Here is a 20,199-nt window from a genome sequence, read left to right on the forward strand (position 1 = left end):
CATCAAGGCACGGCAAGATCAATATTTATGCTGCAGCCGTTTTTATCTTTTATATTTATAGTATAAGCACCCGGGCACAGCTGATTTTTATATCTCCTGGCAGATCCATCGGGCCACAAATAAGTGTACGGGCCGGTGCCGCCTGTGGCAGTTACAAGTATCCATTCTTTGCATCCGCATGCTGTACAACCAGCGGCACCTTTGGCAAACTGACCAATTAAATTACATACAGTGCAAGGGCTAATAGTTATGTTTATGCTTTTGCTGCTGCTATCGCAGGTGGTTTTTGCTTTAAGCTGCACAGTGTAATTGCCTGGTGTTGTATATACTATACCTGTTGGGTTTTGGTTAACTGAGGCAGCGGGGGTACCGCCCGGAAAACTCCAGGTATAGCTTACAACGCTATTATCGCAACTAATGGAAAAATTGCCTGTGAAATTTATTGGTGTGTTGTTGCATAAAGGGTTAGTGCTTGTTGAAGCGACGAGTGCGGTTGTTTTATCAAAGCCACAACTGTTTTTGTACAATTGGGCTACAAAGGCATCACTGGTTCCGCCCCCATAAACCGTTTGATGTGCTGCGGGAGTAACGGGATAGCTACCCCCGACATACCCCGTCATATATACAAAGCAGCCATAAAGGGTTATAACACATTCTTCATCATGAGGTATTGCCGGACTGCCTACGTAGGAGGAACAAATGAGCTGTCCAGCCTGACTAAAGTGAGTAACAAAGCCATCTTCTTCACCTCCTAATGTTTGCTGCCACGCGCAGGAACTTACGGGAAAGTTTAAGCTATAGGTATCTCCCGATACATAAACGTCATTTGTAAGTTGATCCACCGCGACAGACAGCGCATAATCACGATCCGATCCTCCCAGGTAAGTTGCCCAGATACGACTTGCAGCGCCTCCGGCACTGTCAAATTTCACAAGAAAGGCATCATAAAAAACACTGCCACCAAAAACATTTTGAAATCCACCGGCAGCGATACCAATAGCGCTGGTGGTCTGGCCAGCCATATACACATTTCCTGCTACATCGGTGGCCACGCTGTTACCCCCATCATAAGCCGTTCCTCCATAGTAAGTGGCCCAGAGGCGTCCGCCTGAGGTGGAGTTAAATTTCACAAGAAAAGCATCAGTACCACCGCCCAAAACATTTTGAAACCCACCTGAAGCGATGCCTGCAGTACTGGGAGTATTTCCGGCAAGATATACATTTCCTGATGCATCGGTGGCTACGCTTTTACCCATATCATCACCTGTTCCTCCGTAGTAAGTGCCCCAGACACGGGATCCAGCCCCGCTAAATTTCACAAGAAAGGCGTCAAAAGTTCCGCCTCCAAAAATATTTTGAAATCCAGTGGAAGCGATACCGGCAGTGCTGACTGTATATCCGGCCAGATACACATTTCCCAATGCATCCGTGGCTATGCTTTGACCATAATCACCACTCATTCCTCCATAATAAGTAGCCCAAAGGCGGGTTCCTGACACAGAATTAAATTTTACAAGAAAGGCATCAAAAGTACCCCCAAAAATATTTTGAAATCCGGCGGAGGCTATACCTGTAGTGCTGGTGGTTTGGCCGGCAAGATAGATATTTCCTAATGCATCGGCAGCTACACTTTTACCCTGATCACTACCAGTCCCTCCATAGTAAGTGGCCCAGAGACGGGCTCCGGCCCCGTTAAATTTCACAAGAAAAGCATCCGCGCCTCCGCTCTTAACATTCTGAAATCCAGCGGAGGAAATGCTTGCAACGCTGCTGGTCCAACCGCCTAAATATACATTTCCCGATGCATCGGTTGCTATGCTGGTCCCAGCATCACCACCTGTTCCCCCATAGTATGTTACCCAGGGGTCTACCACTAAAGCATGTTCCGGGTTCCAGGTTCCAAGTTCAAATGTTACAAGCCCCTCTCCGGCTCTCCCCGGGAGGGAGAGAGTTAAATTGTAGTTAGCTTTTACATCAACAATTTTCCCGTTTATGTTTTGGTAAACTCTGGGTATTGATTCGGTAAATTCGTTTACACTTGTTTTAATTACCAAACTGCCTTCGCGATTAATGTGTATGCTTTCGGCTCCGCTCCAGCGAAGTTTAATTTGATTGGGGTTGGCATGGGGTTGTACTACCAGATCATACTTTATCCCCTGCCTGTCCGTCAGGCAAGCATTTTGCTTGTTACCATAATAGGTTATGTCAATACCATCATAAATATTTTTGTACGTTACTTTGTTGTATTGCTTTACGTTTAATACTCCATTGGGGCAATGCGCGTAGTAGTAATTGTTGTAGCCCTCTATTTCATCTTCATTAACAAACCTGCAGTTAGCATTGGCTCCGGCAAAATCCATATCAACCCTATTTACTTTAATTTTTTCATCACGCATTAATTCATCTTGTTTCGTATCCTCATCGGCTTCGGTTAATGTTCCGGCATTAATTAATGCTTCCACCTTTTCGTGAACTTTGTATTGGACTTCGCCCATATTGTTGTACACATAACTAATGCCGCTTTTGCGTAAATAAATATCAGCACCCCTGCTTTCACCTTTATATAAAATATCGGGACAAAGATTACCATTCATATCAGCTACCTGACCTTTATTAGGGATAAAACATAATCCGTTGCTACCCAATAGTTTCCCGGTTTGGGCATTTCCCAAAGCATATGTTTGTTGAGCATGGCTATGACTCACCATTAACCCAATCCCAACAAAAAATAAAATATTTTTTATCCCCGACGAGAGGCCAAGTCGTTTATTTTTGCTTTTTGATTCCATAATACTTATGGTGTTGTAAGGTTAACATTTACACTACAGCCATTTTTATCTTTAATGTTTATAGTGTAAGCGCCGGGACACAGATCATTTTTGTACCTGTTAGTATATCCATCCGGCCATAAATAAGAATAAGGGCTTGTTCCTCCTGTTGCAGTTATCATTATCCATTGTTTGCAGCCGCAACCGGCACAACTGGAAGTTCCTTTAGTGAATTGCCCGGCAAGCAAACATCCACATGAACTTACTGTTATATTTTGTTTCAATGTATCAGTGCCACAAGCATAACTGAGCACCAGCTTAACAGTATACGTTCCGGCACCACTAAATGTATGATTTGCACTATTAACAGTGGAAGTATTGTTTATACCAGAGGCCGGGTCGCCAAAATTCCACAAAACAGAACTAATAGCATTTGAAGATCCGGAACAGTTCGTAACATTAACTTGTGGCGCCGTAAAAATTCCATTCAGACAATTGACAGATGCCGTAAATGGTGGCGGTGGTGGCTTAAAATAATAGTTTACAAAATTCGGGAACCCATTCCTGATTATCCTTCCTGATAAAGCAACTCCATTTACTACAAAATTACATCCAACACCAAGCGTGTTCGGATTATTAATAACTCCTGCCCAGCTTCCTTGCAATAAGGCAACGTATATTTTTTTATCCGGACCTAACTGAAGAGCACCCCTGAAAGCAGCTGGTGTGTTGATCAGAATTCCGGAATTAGCTACGGCTGCGTTAGAGCCTGCGCAAAGGTTAAACTGGTAAATATGACCGGAGACACAAGCCCCATACATTTTTGTACCATCAGGTGAGAATTCTACACCATATAGAATACTGCCGCCGGCAGATAACGGCAACACGATACCGTTGGAAACCACTCCTGTTGAATTATTAAAATCAAATAACTCAAAACTCATACCCTGTACCGCGGAACCAAGCTTTTTTCCGTTCGGAGATGCTTTTAATTGTCCGTGTGTATTCAGAACAGAGCCATTAACCACAAGACCGGCGTTGCTCACAACCGGCACTGTGTTAACACCTGCAGATGTAACGAGATAAGTACGGAAAGCGTTTGAATTCCAGTCATGTGTTACCACCCATACATCTTTGTTATTGCAATGTCTTACTCCCGCTATTTTTTCACAAGAGGGCGTGTTAAGCAGAATGTTTTTGTTGGCTGTTACATTACCAAGCCCCGCGTTCAGGGTCATATCAACTTCTGAATATCTTATCCCTCTTAGTTGTGCTTCATAGTCTGCTGTAAATATATAATAGATTGTGGTACTTCCCGGTTTTTGGATAATTACAGACGATTGTGTTGAGGAATTATGACCCATCAAACCAAATCCATTGGGCATCTGGATGTGATTTTTGTTCCAGACAAATGTTCCATCGGTATAAAAGAGCAGGTTTCCAGCCACGTCAGATATGGAGGCACACCCTTCTGATGCAAACATTTGACCATCAGTAACTGCAACGGGAGGCCCAAAATTAAAATGCAAACCCGCATTCTGCCCAAAATACCACCAGTTTGCTTCACCCTGTGCATATACTTCATCATTAATTCTCAGAAAAAAAGGAGAAAAGTAAAGGAAGACAATTGCCAAATGAATTTTAAAAAATTTCTTATGGTAAAGGCATCTTTCTATCTTCATGGTCATAAATAATTTTCATTTTCATAAAAACTTATCGGTGTGCTTTCTTTTACATTGCCATGTTGTATGATCCAGATTGTTACATGTTCCTTATGAAATAACTATTTCAATTTAACATTTTTTATTGTGTGAATATGATCCGGCTGTTTTTTTACATGATAAAAATCAAGCACATTTCCCAAATAAGTATCCGCCTTAGGCAACGGAACCCCGACAATATCTAATATACGTCTCGTTTTTTTATTTTCAAAAACCTGTTTATCTGCTATAAACTCTAAAAACATAGACAGATTTTGTAACTTTTTTTTATTCTTTATGTTAGAAAATATACTAAAAATGAACAGCAGAAATTTAAAAAGCCTTAATGGAACCAACCTGGTAGTTGGGATAGCGTAGTTCTTGCTTTTGTAAAACTCCTGAACTTTTTTTGCAAGTTCCTGAATTTCGATGGATTGCCCGGGCCCCGAAGTAAGGTGAAGTATTTTTCCAATCGTGGACGTTTGCTGCGTTGACCAGACAATAACTTTAGCCACATAATCAGAAGGCACAGTATCCAGTTTTACATTTTTTATTTGGGGAAGAAAGCCTGCGGTATATTTCCCTGTTAAAAAATCTGTTAAGTGATAAAAAATCTGGAAATGAATAGTTTTTCCTGTAATAGAATCGCCAACCACCATGCTCGGCCTGTGAATAGTTATCGGCCAGCCTATATTTATTTTTTGTAAAACCAGTTCTTCCGCTTTTGTTTTTGACGACTCATAAGTATTATGAAAGGCTCTTGGCGTAATAAGCGGCGTTTCAGGGATGCTGCCCGGCATTTTACCGGCAATACCTACCGTGCTTATATATTCGATTTTTTCAAGTGTGCCATTTTGTAAACATAAATCAGCCAGCTGCAATAAATTTTCTGTGGAACGTACGCTTGAGCGGTGCGCCTGCTCCTCCGTCATATTCATTTTAACAGTGGCCGCACAATGAATAATATGTGTTATAGAATGAATGATCTCTTTAAATATAGTTGGATTTATGCCAAACCCATCTTCAGTAATATCGCCACGGACCGGAATTAGTGTTGGTACATCTGCATTGAAATCCCAATACGCTAACAGGTCATTGAAACGTTCTGCCAACTTTTCGTCAGATTCAGCACGCAGCAAAAGATAAACCCTGGATGGATTAAGTTCCATCAGGAAAGGCACTATGCTGCTGCCCAGGGCTCCAGAGGCCCCTGTAAGAAATATAGTTTTTAGTGACATAAAAAATAGTATCCCTTTTTGTTTTTAAGTTCTTCGAAAAAGTAATCAAAGCTCCCGCGCGACAGTTCTATTTTTTTGTATAACTCCTCGATTTCGCTTTGATAATTTTCCTCAATTGCTTTTCTTCTTATTTTTAAGCCGGCTGTAAGTTCTGCTTTTTCAATGGAAAAGCTATTTTCTAAAATAATTCCGCCTCTTATTTTTTCGTAAGAGCTGCGGTTTAAATTAGTTTTTTGAATTGAATGAACGGTATCATCTACAATGGTACGAATATTTTTATCCTTACTGCTTTCTTTGTTAATTGTAACCAGGCAAGCCAGGCAGGGCCTGTTTGCGCCAACCAGTACTACCTGGTTTAAAAACGGACTGGCCATTAACTGCTCACCAATTGCTCCGATTGAGATCTTGCGTCCTGTGGACATTTTGATCAGATCATTTTTTCTTCCGGTAAGAAATAAAAAACCTTGTTTATCAAAATAACCAAGGTCTCCTGTAGGGAAAAATCCATCATCACTAAAATGGGTTTTTGTGTCTTTGTCAATATACCCATTAAAGAGTCCAGGGCCTTTTATGAAAATTTCTCCGTCAGCTGCAATTTTTACCTGGTTAGGAAGCAATGGTTTTCCAACACTCCCCAATTTATATTCTTTGGGTCGATTTAATGCAATTGGAAGCACATTCTCACTCATCCCGTAAGCTTCTATAAGAGGGATGCCAATGGATTCAAAAAAAGTTAATACCTCTAATCGGCATGGGGCGGAGCCTGTAAGCATATACTGCATCTTTCCACCGAAAATAGCGGCTATTTTTTTTAACAATAAGGTATAAACAGGTTTGTAAAAAACATTGCTTTTTTTAATCCTTAAAAGCCGGTTAAGCAAAAGCCTGATTGAGAACGGTTGGGAATTCATTTTCTGTTTTACCGAGGCGTACACCTTTTCATACAATAATGGTACACCAATTAATACGGTAGGTTGAATTGTTGGTAAAACATTAATTATGTCCTTTGGATTAGTAACAAAGTAAATGGAAGCATTCGTGATAAGCGCACAAAGATTAACCATTCGTTGAAAAAGACTTGCCAATGGCAGCCAGCAAATTGTTCGTCCATTTTCCTGGGCAAATGCGATAGAAAGCGTTTGAGCCGCCTGTATAAGTTGCCTGTGTGTGTATGCAATTCCCTTTTGTTTGCCTGTACTCCCGGAGGTGAAAATGATGGTAGCCACTGTATCTGCTGATACAATGGGCCAAACAGTTCTTTGGGTAACAGGCAAATCCACCCAGGTATTTTGATCTATATTGTAAAAAACATCTTTTGATATATTAAATTGTTCCTGAAGCGTTACAGCTGTTTTTTTGTCCTCAATAATAACTAATTGAGGGGATACCTGTTTAATTATTTCATTCATGGAATCGGGCCGGGCATGCGTTTCAATACCGACAATGGTTGCGCCAATCAGTAAACAGGCTTTTTCAAATAAATCCCATTGAATGGAAGTCGGTAAAATAATTACTACCCGATCTTCAGTTTTAATGTTTAACGCTAATAAAAGTTCCGCCGCGCTTTTTATTTTTTCATAATAGGCAGTCCAGTTAAGATCCGACCAAACCCCTACTTCCGCGTTTTTATACATTGCAACTTTCTTTGCTGGAAAGCGCTGCACCTGTTCAGTTAAAAACTCCGGAATAGTTAATATGCTTTCCATGATGTTGAAATTTTTATTTAGAATTAGTTTCCTGTTGTTTTTTATTAAAAATTTATTTGTTGATGATAATTTTTTTTGCCTCAAGTATGTATTCGGGACAGATAGATAGCGGGATTAATTGAATAAAATAAATTCCGGTTTGTTGGTTGCTTAAATCAAGCCCTGTTTTTTCTCCGATAATTTTAGTTTTAAAAATAATTTGTCCCAGAACATCCGTAATAATCACATTACTATTTTGTTCTGCTCCCTCAATAATGAATGTTCCTGTGCCTGGGGTGGGGTAAATAGTAAATTCTGTAATTCTATTGCAACTAACCGCCACTAAATTAAAATAGTTATACTGCCCGTTAAAGTCGGTTTGTTTTAAACGGTAGTACGAAGTTCCATTCAATGGTTCATTATGGGCAAAAGTATAAGACATGGTTTGGCTGCTGTTGCCAGTACCATCAATGATGCCAATAATTTCAAAGTTAACACCATCTATAGTTCGTTCAATGGTAAAATAATCGTTATTTATTTCTGATGCCGTTGCCCACATTAAATTTACTTTTCGGTTATTGCATTTCGCTTCAAACGAAAGTAACCCAATTGGTAAAGGCACTTCACTACCCACAGAGCCAACACAACTAAACGAAAAGCCATCATCGTTTCCTACCGAATAAATTTGGGAAAAGGTATTTGAAAAACATCCCATTAATACAAAAAACAATAGATTTACTCTCATGATTTTAATTGGTTGATAAATAATAAAAACAACCCCGGCTAAGGCGCCACACGAACACCACGACAACCGAAAACGTTGGAACGACTGAGGTTTGTGAGAGCTCCGAAGTAGCGGTCGGACACACGCAGGTAACTTGTAGCAGTGCTATAATTACCGCCACGCATGTCAGTGCCTATGGCATCGGTACCTGGCCAGTTACTTGCATCGGCATTGCCCGATGCGCTTATTATACCATTGCCATGGATGCCTGTAAAAGCCCTGCCTGTGGCATTGCCAACCGTTACACAGCGTTTCCACAAGTTGCCGCTGAGTTCCATAATGCCGTAATAACTTGCTCCTACACCTACTCGTGTATTTACTCCTTGCCCGAAATTGCCTACCCGCATAGGTCCTTGTACACTTGCATGAAAGCCATAATCACAGTTGGCAGCTCCATTACTGGAAGTTTCGTTGGTTAAGCCGGCATTGCTAATGCCTGTTGCTTGTGTAACAGATGCGCTGCCCCATGCGTATTCATTTGCAACAGTGGCAAGTGTGCCTCTGGCGGCTTTTTCGTATTCCAATTCGGTCATAGGGCGCAGAGCTGTCCAGTCCAAATAAGCGGCAAGGTCTGCCCAACTTAAATAATTGCAGGCAATGCTTTGCCCGTCATTAGTTTCATCGCCAGTGCCATCACCATCAAGATCGCAATAAAAGGTAATAGGATCAGATGTATGTATTGTTGCATCACAACGAATTCCATTACGATATTGCAAAGTCGAATTATTGGACATAACATACCTGTTTGTAACAGCGGTAGTTCCGGGGGCAAGGCCAGTAGCTGTCCTGGTATTTTGTTGGTCGCGTGTTAATTTGTTTAAAAATGCCACATATTGTGCTTGTGTAATTTCGTATTTCATACAGTAAAAGGCGTTATAACCCTTGGGGAATGCTGCAGGGATAGGTCCTGTTTGGTCGCCAGAGGAAGTAGATGGATTTGGGTAGTAGAGGTTGCCTGCGGTAGTACCTACGGTAATGGCTCCCTCGCTAGTTATTTGGTAAGGATTGGTAGTAGTGGGGTAAGTATAAAATGCTCCGCTTTCTGTACCGCCACTACCTACATAAAAACTTGCTTGCGGCACATATACCATTTCTATGGCAAATACGCATAGTTCTACTTTATCGACGTCTATTAATCCATCTACACCGTAATTCCAACGAAGTTGTGTTCCGGTATAACTTACACTACCCTGTGCCATATCGGCATTACGATATATAAAAATGCCATACGCACCATTGGCACCATTGTCGTTACTGGTGGTTATATTGCTGTTGGGGGGGGGGGTATGTCCATCTCCGCTGCCTGTGCCATCCGCCCAATTTAAGGTAGCGTGGTTCCAGGTGGTTTCTCCTTCTAAACGGTATTTTACAAATACCCAGGCGGCATCCCAATTAGAGGTACCTGAAGAGGTGCGCCAAGAGTTGTCCCAACTGATATCAAACTGCACGTGGGTATAATCCGAAATGGTATTTTGACCGGTTAAGCGTACATTAGCCACATTGATATTGTTGGAAAAGCAATATTGAGGCACCGAAACTATAAGTATTACAGTTATACCAAACCAAAATGATAATAAAATGTTTAACGATAATAAAAGCTCCGCCGCGCTTTTTAGTTTTTCATAATAGGCAGTCCAATTAAGATCCCACCAAACCGCTACTTCCGCGTTTTTATACATCGCAACTTTCTTTGCTGGAAAGCGCTGCACCTGTTCAGTTAAAAACTCCGGAATAGTTAATATGCTTTCCATGATGTTAGGATTTTTATTTAGTACTAACCATACTGGTGTGACTATTGACTACAGAAACAGGTGGATCATAAGCCCCTTTTGGCAAAGTGATCTTTAGTTGATCAGGTTTAAGGGTAAGCCACTCCATAGATTTAGTGACAAACTGTCCCATAAAAATTTTATTTTTTATCATAAAATCAACAAACGGCGCCATAAACTTCCAATAAGTAAGGCTTGCTTTTCCTTCACGTATAAGCGCTGAAAATTCAGGGATATAGGGATTATACCCGAAATGCGCGAGGTCTGAATACATCAGGAGCCATTGAATCGGATAGTTGCTGAAAATCGGACTCGCGTGTTTTGAATTTTTAACAAGGCCGAGCTCAACAACCTTTTTCATTACTTCCTCCTGATTATAGTTCCATGCATGGAAGGGCGCAATGTATCTTGGAAATATGGTACCCTCTGGATAGCGATGGGGGTTCCAAAAGCGGGAAAGTTCCTGCTCAGTAAATTCTCCGCATGCTTTTAAATGTGGAGGTGTCCAATCTGTATCAGCGATAAGCTCTTTGGAAAATTCATAGATCATACGTTCAGGTTCAGGTTGGCCCGGAGAATAGCCTGCAAAAACCAAAGGAATTTTTTTATCCGTTGCTAATTGAAGCGCATCACCTTCAAAGAGTGGAGCATAAACATACGACAGTGAATATACGGCCCCCCTTTGTTCCTGGTGCCGCAAAATGTAACTGAACAGCTTTCTGTAGAATGCGTCGCTAGGACGGTAAACCAGATGATCGATTTCAAGTTTAGCTATTGTTCGTTTTATATTATCCCATGCAATAGCAGGTATATTTATATCCGTTGTGAAGGCTAAAATTTTCAGCCCATACTCCACCTTTAAACGATAAAGCAGGTAAAGACTGTCTTTCCCTCCGCTAAGACAAACAACAGCATCATACTCCGCTTTACCTTTGCTGTTTCGGATGGTTTCTTCCAGATCATTTTCAAATTGAGCCCTGTTTTTATCCCAGGGAGCCAGGTGTGATTGCTTAGGGGCAAAACAATATTCACACACATTATCAGCGTTTATGTTGGACCCTGGAACGGATTCCGGCAGCAGACATTTTTTACAGTGGCGCATAAAATTGTTTCGTTAAGATTGTGAGATGAATTGATTTCGCATTACTCATAATACCCTTTAATACCAAATCGCCGGGCCATTTTTTTCACCTCTAACATCATCGGCGCGATGTAATTTCCTATATGCTCATTGTATTTTATTTCGCCTACCAGTATCGCTCCCAAGCGTTCCATTGTTGGCTGCAGTTTATAATTTACCGGAAAAAACGCGTAATCTACCTTGCGATCATTACCTACTTTAAGCGCTTCTTTTATCAGGGAATATAAAAGTTTTACGCTGCAATTTGGCTTATTTATGGCCAACATACCTACACCCGCAAATCTGCCCTGAAGCTTGGAACGTAATTTTTTATACTCTTCATGATACTGATCGCAGGGCAATTCCTGTCCGGGATTTTCAATGATTGTTGTACGTATTGTTCCGATGTATTTTTCACCATTACTTGCCAGCAAGTTCACTGTTCCTTTATGTGTATCGAACTTGTCGTTTAACTTTTCATCCGAAAAATTTGCCTTATTAAATTTTTTATCATCCTCAACAAATACTTTATACCGTAACCGATAAACTACATCTAACTGATGTGTTGTTACCGCCTCCTGAACTCTGTAGTTTGGCACATTAGGGTTTGCGGCTATTAGTGCTTCTTGTTCTTCTGTTTTCATGTGTCTGATGATTAGGTTTCTGTCTGTTTGCTTTATTTAAAAGTATTTCAATAGAATCCGGATTCATAAACATATATTTGTATTAATTTTGTTAGTAAAAGCATAATAATTTTTCAATTGACTGATTATCAAATATTTAATAATATATTAATGCTGTTAGTAAAGAGGTAAAAATTTAAATATTACACCTGTGAAAACCTACTCTTCCGAATTGCACGATCTTGTAAAATCTCTTAGCACGCAGGAGAAAAAGCGTATCAGGAAAGAAATGTCCCTTACTAACAAGAATAAAAAAATAGTACTGCTATATGATATTATTGATAAACAAAATTTTTTTGATGAAGCTTTAATTCAAAAAAAATTAGGAAACCCCAAATGGTATCCGGGTCTCAAAAAATACTTGCTCGAATACCTCACGGATAAAATATATTGCGGTAATTCCGATAAGAAAAGCAAAACCTATTTACTTAAATTAATAACCATCGCAGAACAGTTTCACACAAAAGGATTAATTAAAGCGACCAAAAAAAAATTGATCCAGGCATTGGATCTATGCAAAGAAAATAGTTGGATAGAATATGCGCCCATTATTAATTCTAAACTGGATAATATTATCGGAGAAAAAGCAGAGCAAAGGAAAAGTTACACTTTTTATACGGAGTCTTACCGGGCGTTAAATCAGGCGTATTTAGAAAAAAAATATTCCATTTTATTCCGTTGCTTGGAGCATTCGGATAAGACAATACAGGCACCGGAATTTATGGCCGGCTTAAGCATCGATGAATGTTTATCCGACGAAAAGCACCTGACAACTTTTCATCAGAAATTACACTATTATCAATTTTTAAGTGCATATTATAGACACATCGAACTAAATTATTCTCAAAGTTATTTTTACGCTAAAAAAAGCATGGAAGTAATTCTTAAAAAAAATAAGGAAGAGGAAAATATGGAACCCTTCTCTCAGACACAACAAAATGCCAGGGAAAGAAGTAATATGGTACAAATCTATAACCTGATCGCAGGTGCAATAAACGCAAATTTTCTTGATGATCTTTATACCCTCTTTAAATCTTACGTTTTACTTCGAAGAAAGTTTAATATACGAAAGGGCCATATTCTTCATAAACTATACAATGAACTTTATCAATCTCTTTGTTTCCTTATTTCAGCTGTAAATATTACAAGGAGAGGGGTTGAGTCCCCGGATTTTCATTCCCACCTTCATCAATTTTATCTGATCGAAAAAAAATTACCTTACAACATATTAGTTGTTTGCAATGAAATGATATCCTTTTATTTTTTTATGAAAAGAGACTGGAATAATTGCACTTCCACCATTAACAAAATATTAAATGACAATGAGTTATACAAAATTTATCCTGAAACATATGCCAATATGCTGCTTCTCCGGTTATTTGTAAATTATGAAACGGATGATCTGGATGTTCTAGATTATAACTTAAAAAGAACAGAGCGATATTTCGAAAAACATTATTCCGCACTGGGGTATGAAAAAATAGTCATAGCATTCTTTAATGAAATCGTCAATGATTTTTCAGGCAGAATAAAAACGATGCAAAAATACATGGACAAAATAAATGAACTACTTTTAAATGATAGAAATTTTTCTTTTACCTATTTAACTGAAAAAATATTTATTGATTTTAAATGCTGGCTGGATTCAAAAATCACCAACAGGATGTTCACAGAGATTTTAAAAGAAAAAAAAAGAAATAAGAATTGAAAATTGCATCAGGGTACTGCAAGATCAATATTTATGTTACAGCCGGTTTTATCTTTAATATTTATAGTATAAGCACCCGGGCACAGCTGATTTTTGTATCTCCTGGCAGATCCATCCGGCCATAAATAAGTGTATGGGCTTGTGCCGCCTGCGGCAGTTACCATTATCCACTCTTTACAGCCGCAGGTGGTGCAACTGGCGGTGCCTTTGGTAAATTGGCCTGTTAAAGCAGGTAGTGAAATTATTGCAGCGGTAGAACTTGCGGTGCAGCCTTTTGAATCAGTTACGGTTACTGTATAGTTGCCCGTAGTAAGCCCAGTGGCTGTTTGCGCGGTTTGTCCGTTATTCCAGAAATAGGTATAAGCTGCAGTACCATTTGTGGCTGTTATAGTGGCGCTACCCAATCCAGAACAGTTGGCATTTTGATTACTTATTAAGTTTAAACTTCCGGCACTTCCTGTGAGACTATAATAAATGGTATCTCTGTTGCATGTCGCATCAGTTACTTCTACCCAATAAGGGCCAGGACACAGGTTTGTTATAGTATTTGCAGCACTTGAACTGTTGATCGTATTATTACCATTACTCCATATGTAATTTAATGGCAGAGCTCCACAATTTGTTACGGTTACTGTTGCGGTGCCATCACAGGCACAGGACGATATATTAACCTGCGTAGATGTATAAGTAGGTAAAACGGGGGTAAATTTCAAAATGAAAGAATCGTCAAGTCCATTCGGTGTGTTATCGAAATACGCCGATCCTCCGGGATTAAACAATGGTAACGCTGTACCTGAAGTATAATTCAAAAATTCCCCAGCCAGAAATAAATTTCGATCATTATCAATTGTAAGAGAATAACGCAAATCTTCACCATTGCTTCCGATGTATGATGCCCATAATAGCTGCCCATTACTTGTAAATTTTGTAATGAATATATCGAATGGAGGAGGAGACCCTGTTCCTGCTCCAAAAATGCCATCAAAATAAGTTCCGCAACCAGGATTTAGTGTAGTAATGTCTGTAGATCTGGTGTCAAATGAAACATATAAATTACCACAATTATCCGTTTGAATATTGTCGAATGTTTCATAAAAGGCTCGGATTTCATCGTTGCTCCCTCCATAATAGGTGGCCCATTGACGAATGCCGGCATTATCGAATTTTAAAATAAAAACATCTTGTGTACCACCTAATGCACCATCAAAATAAGTTCCTGCATTTTGAGTTGGAAAATCCGAAGATTTTGTAACTCCCATTAAAAACATATTACCGGATACATCTATGGTAATGGAATGACCTTCATCACTATTACTTCCTCCATAGAAAGTCGCCCATTCCCTAATTCCGGCATTTGAAAACCTAAGAATAAATGCATCTCCAAATCCTCCTCCTCCAAATACAGCATCCAAATAGGCGCCAAGGAATGGTCCTGTTCCGGCCTGGATAGGAAAATCGGTTGAACTTGTAATTCCCGTTATATAAATATTTCCTGAAGCATTGGTTTTTATTGAATAGCCATTGTCAGCACCACTTCCTCCATAATAGGTAGCCCAATCGCAGTTACCGGTAGCTGAAAAACGAAGAACAAATCCATCCTGTGCTCCTCCTAATGCCGAATTAAAATAAGCGCCTCCCCATGACTGTACAGGAAAATCAATTGATCGGGTGCTCCCGGTAATATATATGTTCCCTAAAACATCACTATCTATTGAGTATCCATTATCAAAATTATTTCCACCGTATAAAGTGGCCCAATCCCTGGCTCCTGTATTGGAAAACCTAAGAATAAACACATCACTTCCTGATGAGCCTAAAACATTATCAAAATAAGCAGAACCCCATGCCTGGGCAGGAAAATCGAATGAAGCGCTATATCCGGCAACATAGATATTTCCTGAAATATCAATTTCTATAGATATTGCATAATCAGAGTTACTCCCTCCGTAATAAGTTGCCCAATTTAAAATTCCCGAATTCGAAAAGTTGACAATAAAAGCATCAGTTGGCGATCCTGATACTCCTTGGAAATATGCACTACCCGATGATTGTGTTGGAAAGTTTGTTGAAGTCGTGTACCCAGCAACATATATGTTTCCACTTGCATCACAATCCATACTCATTATACCATCTGCTGAGTTTCCACCAATAAGTGTACCCCAGGTTAATTGCGGATCAATTATTAATGTAGAAAGATGATTTAATGATGAAGTAATAAAGGAAAAGGTAATAGTAGTTTGGTAATAATCATCGCACTGTTTGGTACTTGTTAATTGAAACTTGCTTGCTACTTCCTGATCGGTTTCCTGGATATAACTATAAGGGGCATTTTCAGTTAGTGTACCTCTATCGGTTTTAAGTTTTATTTCACCATGGTTGTTTAATTTCAATTGGTTTAGTGATGAGTAAACAAGTTGTATCTGGTTAGGATCGGCCCCGGGATGAACAATAAAATCGTACTTAAATCCTTTATCACTGGAATTATATAATACCCAGTCTATTCCCGGATAAATTTTCCGGATGACAATTTTGTCAAATTGCTTTACTCCGTAAATACCTTCGGGACAATGCCCGTAGAAATAATTATAGTCGCTTGTAGAAGGATTTTCTTTACAGACATTTTCCTTTTTTATACTTGCGTCTTTCAGTTCCATATCCACCCGCTCCCATTTGAAAATGATATTTTCATCACTCTCCGTAAACATCTTTACTTTGTTTTCCCTTTCAGTTTGTTCGTCTTCCTTTTCTTCTGCCTGAAGAAAAGTATAGGTGATTCCCCTTTCGGTTATATACATATCCAGACCAGGTACTTCTGCTTTAAACAATACAAAAGGCACAGGATTCCCTTCCATGTCTGTCATTTGGCCTTTGTTTTCCAAAAATTTAACCGATTGATTCTGCATCCAATGCCGGATTTGTTCTTTAGAATCGGGCGTACCGGTTTTATTATTATTGGCGGCAAAAGCAAGCAAATTGCTTACAATAAAAAATATTGTATTAAAGAAATATGTTTTTACCCTAACGGGATGTGGCATATTTATTTTATTAAATTGCGCTATAATTTCCATGCATTATTTATTGACGATCAATTTTTGTTTATAAATAGAGTTATCGGATGTTGCGGAAATAATATAAACACCGGGTGAAAGTGTATTGGAAGGATCAATCGCTACAATATTTTCACTATGTTTCTCTAATACAATTATTTTTGATAAAATCTCCGCTAATTATGTTTTCCATCATAGTCAGTTTGCTTCAGCCGGTAGTAATTTATTCCTTTTAGCGGCTTCGAATCAATTAATTCATATTCCAATTTTGTTGTATTGTTACCGGCGCCCTTTATTGTTTGCACTAAGTCGTAATTTGAACCATTCCCCGAACGCTCAACGGTAAAATAATCATTATTAGTTTCTGTGGCTGTTGACCAGTTGAGTTTTACAAATGACTTTTCAGATACCGCGGTAAATCCAAGTAATTCAATTGGAAGCCAATTTACCTGTGAGATTGAAGCAAGGGCAAATGGACTAAAACTTGTAACCGCGGCACTTGAAACAACTGTACCGGAAGTGGTGCTGCCGGTTGTGCCGCCATTACCATAATCCTGCCACTTTGTTCCGTCCCACTTTGCAACAGTAAGGTCAGTCAATGAAGCTACATTACATAACGGCAGCGCTATTGTGTTCCAGGATAAAGTAACCGTCGCATCGCCAGACCCGGACGCTTGATCTCGGTTTAAAATCCAATATTCACACTGACTTATGTTATCTATTGTACTCACTTTAGAATAATGTGAGTACATAGGGTGAGAATCTGCATTATAGTATTCAGTCATAAACTCAAGACCATTTCCACAACACGTGTTAGAAATAGAAATAGCGATTGGACGATAATAACTTCCCTTTCCAACCGGAAATGTAAATGGATCGGTTCCTATTTTAGAACAAGCTCCGGAAATAAAACTGTTATTGTTTGCCCCTGATACCATCACGCCACTACCAAACTTAAGAATATTGACAGGACTGGTTATAGGATCGGTTATAAGAATACCTTTAACAAACGTAAGTGTTTGACCAAAATAATTTAACAAACAACCGGATAACAAAGTGATGTTGTTTCCCGTCTTATTGATCGTTATATTTCCATCAAAAAGACCGGCAGCACCGGTCAGATCAAAATTTTGATTATTACCGCCTGCAAAAATTAACTCCCCTGTACCCCCATCAAAACCGGAGCCGACTGTTACAGTGCCCCTTGCTTCAATCTTAGCATTAGATACTCCATTCGTGTAAGAAAGATCATTGGAAACATCAATAGTATCACCTACAGCAGTAGCTATTATGGTGAAAGCGCCGCAGGTTCCTGTAGCATTAATGGTAAAGTTATAAAAGCTTGTAGATGTTAACAGGTCAATAGTAAATGTACGGGTCGCGCAGGGAGAGCTTCCGGGATTAAGGGTAAGTGTACCATTGTTATGATTAAATGTGCCGGCACTATGAGTAAATAACGTTGGGCTGGTGGTCCATGTTCCACCAATAGAAAAAATTCCGGATGTACCAGTAAAATTCCCCCCTGACAAAGTAAACGTCCCTACATTAATAGTAATGGCAGAAGAGCCTCCTGTAAACGCACCACTTGATACACTAAAATTCGAACTTCCAACGGTAATGGTATTCGTGCCTTGTGAAACAGTGCCGGTATATCCGGCTATTGAAAAGCCCGCTACATTAACCGCAGCATCAATACTACAATTGCCATTTTTGGTTCCTGCGCCGCCATCAAAAATAGCAATATCACCCGACCCCGGAACCGATGCACCTCCCGCTCCATTTGAACTGGCAGACCAGTTAGCTGTATTGTTCCAGCTGGAGGCTCCCACTGATACCCAGTATCGGTTAGCGGAAAAACAACAGGAAAGTAACAGAAAAGAAAGAAACATAATTAAAAGTAACGTCAAATGTGATTTTTGGGATGTCATTATATTTTAAAATTCAATAATGTGAATCAAAGGATTCACTGAAATGATATAACATGCAATATATCCCTACATATAATATTCTACAAAACATCTTTCTATGAATTATTAATTTTCTGATTTTAACATTATATGCATTTTCAATCAATAAAAGCATTAATTTTAATAAAAATATTAATTCTCTGTTTTGAAAAAAAATTATCTGTTTACATTAATAAAATCTCTAAATATGTCGGAAAAGAGATATATAAAACTGTCATTAAGGAAAAATGCAATTGGGGATAGCAGCAATTATCTTACACTCTTTGATATGATCGCTGCTCAAATAGAATATGATGAAAAAGCCATCAAAAGAGATTTGGTAAATTATTCTTTGAAGAAGAATTTTGCCGTGACTAAGCTTTATCTATATCATTTGATTTTACGCACACTCAAAAATTTTCACTTTGAAACCTCTACAGACATGTTGTTGGCAGATAAAATACAACAGGCTAATCTTTTACTTGATAAAGAATTATTCGATCAATGTGAAAATATTACTCTTAAAGCCTTATCAATTGCTAACAAACACGAACTTAAGCTTAAGACCATTGAACTTTTGGATATTGAATTACGAGCACTTCAAGGACAACTGCAAATCAAAAAAATAAAAGAAAAGGCAGAGAAGTACTATAGAATGAAGCAAAAATTATGGGAACAGCAAGAACAGATATTTTACCTGCAAAAAATTGCGTATAATAATTTCGTCCAATTGAAAACAGAATGGGTGACAGAACTAGAACAAAAAACCATTTTCAAGTCACCGAGTCAAATAAAAGAAGGAGATTTACTTTCCATACATGCTAAAATATTATATCACCACGTCTGGAGCGGCTATTTATTCTCCGTAAATAAATCTGAAAAAACTTTCAAACATTTGATGAAGCTGGATATGTTATTTGACAAAAACCCGCATCTGATCGGAGATTATTGTAATTTATACATTTCTATGCTAAACAATCTTAATGTTGTTTTATTGGGGCGTAATGATTTCAAGAGAGTTCTTCTTAACATAGAGAAAATGAAACTATTGAAAATGCGCTCTGTAGAAGGTCGAATACGTGTGCGCGAACGCCTGGTTAGTGCTGAAATGAGTTTGCATAAGCATACCGGAGAATTTGAGAATTCCCTGCCATTAGTGAATGAGGCAAACAAGTTGCTTGAAAACAAAAAACTGAGTGAGGTATATCGGATGGTATTTAATTTACACTTGTTTATTTACTATTTTGCGTTTGAGGAATACAAAACAGCACTTAGGTTTTTGAATCATTTCCTATCCGGATCAAGAAAAAATATTCGTAAAGATTTACATAAAACGGCACGCTTACTTTATATGATTACGCATTACAAACTTCGTAATTTTGATTATCTTGAATCATTCTTAAAAAACGCAGTACGATCTTTCAACAGCAATGAGGGCATGGATAAAATGGAAAGACTATTCCTTTCATTCTTCACTAATATTATTTTGATTACTAAAGAGGATGAAAGGCGATCACATTTTTTGACATTTAAATTAGCCCTCGAAAAACTTGAAAAGCAAAAAATAATGCTTGCAACGTATTTTTATAATTTCAATTTTTCTGATTGGGCAGAGGCAGAAATGACTAATAGAAAATACAAAGAATTTGTTTATGAAAAATTTCATCCGGACGCGTTGGCAAAATATACAAAACAGTTTAAAGCCCGAATAAATTAACTTGATTTTTGTTTTTACTAATTTATTTTTCATC

General features: G+C 38.7%; 13 protein-coding genes. 2 read left to right on the top strand and 11 right to left on the bottom strand.

Translation table 11 applies throughout. The features are described 5' to 3' along the window. Positions 1–2 precede the first annotated feature (2 nt). From HYU69_00465 to HYU69_00500, 8 genes are all read right to left on the bottom strand, one after another. Positions 3–2,789 (bottom strand): SBBP repeat-containing protein, encoded by a 2,787-nt coding sequence (locus HYU69_00465; GenBank protein MBI2268809.1) that lies wholly within the window; start codon positions 2,787–2,789, stop codon positions 3–5. A 5-nt stretch (positions 2,790–2,794) separates the two neighbouring features. After that, a complete protein-coding gene (locus tag HYU69_00470; GenBank protein ID MBI2268810.1) occupies positions 2,795–4,153 on the bottom strand; it encodes a PKD domain-containing protein in 1,359 nt (452 codons plus the stop codon). 398 nt (positions 4,154–4,551) lie between these two features. Then, a complete protein-coding gene (locus HYU69_00475; GenBank protein MBI2268811.1) occupies positions 4,552–5,706 on the bottom strand; it encodes an SDR family oxidoreductase in 1,155 nt (384 codons plus the stop codon). Next, positions 5,697–7,412, bottom strand: a complete 1,716-nt coding sequence (locus HYU69_00480) for an AMP-binding protein (GenBank protein ID MBI2268812.1) — start codon at positions 7,410–7,412, stop codon at positions 5,697–5,699. Before HYU69_00480 ends, HYU69_00475 begins: the two co-directional genes overlap by 10 nt. Before the next feature lie 52 nt (positions 7,413–7,464). Further along, positions 7,465–8,136 carry a T9SS type A sorting domain-containing protein gene (locus tag HYU69_00485; protein MBI2268813.1) on the bottom strand — a complete coding sequence of 224 codons (672 nt, stop codon included), beginning with the start codon at positions 8,134–8,136 and terminating at the stop codon, positions 7,465–7,467. 38 nt (positions 8,137–8,174) lie between these two features. Beyond that, on the bottom strand, positions 8,175–9,926 hold the full coding sequence (locus tag HYU69_00490; protein ID MBI2268814.1) for an SUMF1/EgtB/PvdO family nonheme iron enzyme: 1,752 nt from the start codon (positions 9,924–9,926) through the stop codon (positions 8,175–8,177). Between the two features lie 13 nt (positions 9,927–9,939). After that, the gene (locus HYU69_00495; GenBank protein ID MBI2268815.1) at positions 9,940–11,046 is read right to left on the bottom strand and encodes a hypothetical protein; all 1,107 of its coding nucleotides are present in this window, start codon (positions 11,044–11,046) and stop codon (positions 9,940–9,942) included. A gap of 41 nt (positions 11,047–11,087) precedes the next feature. Beyond that, a complete protein-coding gene (locus HYU69_00500; GenBank protein MBI2268816.1) occupies positions 11,088–11,708 on the bottom strand; it encodes a hypothetical protein in 621 nt (206 codons plus the stop codon). Positions 11,709–11,898: 190 nt separating this feature from the next. On the opposite strand from HYU69_00500, the gene HYU69_00505 reads away from it, so the two are divergent. Further along, entirely contained in the window at positions 11,899–13,455 is a 1,557-nt protein-coding gene (locus tag HYU69_00505) for a hypothetical protein (protein MBI2268817.1), read from the top strand. Between the two features lie 8 nt (positions 13,456–13,463). Here HYU69_00505 and HYU69_00510 read toward each other — a convergent pair whose 3' ends face one another. The 3 genes from HYU69_00510 to HYU69_00520 are packed head-to-tail and all read right to left on the bottom strand — an operon-like array spanning position 13,464 to position 18,391. Beyond that, positions 13,464–16,523 (bottom strand): SBBP repeat-containing protein, encoded by a 3,060-nt coding sequence (locus HYU69_00510; GenBank protein MBI2268818.1) that lies wholly within the window; start codon positions 16,521–16,523, stop codon positions 13,464–13,466. Positions 16,524–16,526: 3 nt separating this feature from the next. After that, positions 16,527–16,673: a T9SS type A sorting domain-containing protein gene (locus HYU69_00515; GenBank protein MBI2268819.1), complete on the bottom strand. Its 147-nt coding sequence runs from the start codon at positions 16,671–16,673 to the stop codon at positions 16,527–16,529. Between the two features lie 5 nt (positions 16,674–16,678). Further along, entirely contained in the window at positions 16,679–18,391 is a 1,713-nt protein-coding gene (locus tag HYU69_00520; protein ID MBI2268820.1) for a hypothetical protein, read from the bottom strand. Positions 18,392–18,656: 265 nt separating this feature from the next. Between HYU69_00520 and HYU69_00525 the strand changes: the two genes are divergently transcribed. Further along, positions 18,657–20,165 carry a hypothetical protein gene (locus HYU69_00525; GenBank protein MBI2268821.1) on the top strand — a complete coding sequence of 503 codons (1,509 nt, stop codon included), beginning with the start codon at positions 18,657–18,659 and terminating at the stop codon, positions 20,163–20,165. The last annotated feature ends 34 nt before the right edge of the window (positions 20,166–20,199 follow it).

This window comes from Bacteroidota bacterium (assembly GCA_016183775.1).
In the GTDB taxonomy this organism is placed as follows: Bacteria; Bacteroidota; Bacteroidia; order JABDFU01; family JABDFU01; genus JABDFU01.